Here is a 1,514-nt window from a genome sequence, read left to right as displayed (position 1 = left end):
GTGCATAGTATCTCGGCGGGACTCGACTATCCGGGAGGGGGCCCAGAGCACGCGCACCTGCACGAGAGCAAACGAGCCGCCTACTACGGCGTCACCGACGACGAGTGCATAAACGCGCTATATCTAACCAGCCGCCTAGAGGGCATCATCCCGGCGATCGAGAGCTCGCACGCGCTAGCGTATCTAGAAAAGCTCTGCCCAAATTTGACGAAAAAAAGCGTCATCGTCGTAAACGTCTCGGGACGCGGCGACAAGGACATAAACACCGTGATGAGCTACGAGAAAGGAAAAATTTATGGCTAAGGTAAAAGACGCGTTCGCAGGCAAAAAAGCAAACATCGGCTACGTCGTGGCGGGATATCCTAGCGCCAAAGCGACGAAAGAATTTTTACTAAATTTAGACGGCAGTTGCCTGGATCTACTAGAGCTTGGCATCCCATACTCCGATCCGCTCGCAGACGGCAAACTCATCGCGCAAGCTAGTTTTGAAACAGCTGCAAAGGGCGTAAATACGGGCGCGATATTTTCCATGCTAGAAGAGTGCAAAGGCAAGATAAATAAACCCGTCGTTTTTCTCGTGTATTTTAACATCGTGTTTGCCTACGGCGTAGAGAATTTTATCGCCCGCTCAAAAGATGTCGGTATCGCGGGCTTCATCATCCCAGATCTACCGTTTGAGGAGAGCGAGGAGGTAGCGGGGCTATGCGCTAAATTTGATCTTGATCTTATCCCGCTAATCAGCGTCACTTCGCAAAACCGCGCGGATAAAATTTTAAAATTCGGCTCAGGATTTGTCTATGCTCTGGGCGCTATCGGCGTGAGCGGCTCGCAGCGAGCCAGCGAGGAGAGGCTAAAAGCGCTCGTAGAGGATCTAAAAAAAAGAAGCGATCTGCCTGTCGCGGTAGGCTTTGGCGTGAAAAACAAAAACGACGCCGACGAGGTGAAAACCTACGCCGACGGCGCGATAATCGGCACCGAGATAGTAAAGCTCACGGCCAAATTTGAGGGCGAAGAGCTGATAAAGCAAATCAATAAACTTTTTTAAATTTAGCCGCGTTTGCGTTAAATTTAAGTATAATCAAAAAATTTCGTTTAAAGGACGGCGCGATGATGGACGTTGCGGAGCTTGGGATCAAGCATCTGTGCGAAGATACTCTGGGCTACAAAGTAGAGAGCGCAAAGGGCGCGGAAGGCGAATTTTACGGCTCGAGCTTACCGATATTTAAGGGCAAAGAGGAGTTTCACTTTTATCTTTATTTTAAAAAAGATACGCTAAATCGCTTTGCTAGCGTGCTTCTTGGCGTCGATAAACTAGCCGAAGACGAGCTAAGCGACATCTGCAAAGAGGTAGCCAATCTCACGATCGGCTACGCTAAAAATCTACTCAACGAACGCGAAGCAAACGCTTATAAACTAGGCACTCCCGAGTATCTAGGTAGGACGAGCTTTCACGTCAAACTAGACGACAAACGCGTCTATAAAATCAAAAATAGAACATTTCAAGTAGGGTACAA

2 protein-coding genes and 1 pseudogene are annotated in these 1,514 nt (G+C 48.5%); all 3 read left to right on the top strand.

Going from position 1 to position 1,514, the window contains the following annotated elements; translation table 11 throughout:
- Positions 1-303 (top strand): annotated as a pseudogene (locus tag Q0338_RS07615) (tryptophan synthase subunit beta); the annotation flags it as partial.
- Positions 296-1,045 (top strand): tryptophan synthase subunit alpha, encoded by a 750-nt coding sequence (gene trpA / locus Q0338_RS07610; RefSeq protein ID WP_298086228.1) that lies wholly within the window; start codon positions 296-298, stop codon positions 1,043-1,045. The pseudogene Q0338_RS07615 and the gene trpA, both read left to right, overlap by 8 nt.
- Positions 1,046-1,110: 65 nt before the next feature.
- The coding region (locus Q0338_RS07605; protein ID WP_298086227.1) for a chemotaxis protein CheX at positions 1,111-1,514 on the top strand (404 nt) is incomplete at its 3' end.

This window comes from uncultured Campylobacter sp. (genome assembly GCF_938018145.1).
GTDB lineage: Bacteria > Campylobacterota > Campylobacteria > Campylobacterales > Campylobacteraceae > Campylobacter_A.
Note: the sequence above shows the minus strand (reverse complement) of the source record. Positions and strands in the feature narration are given on the sequence as shown.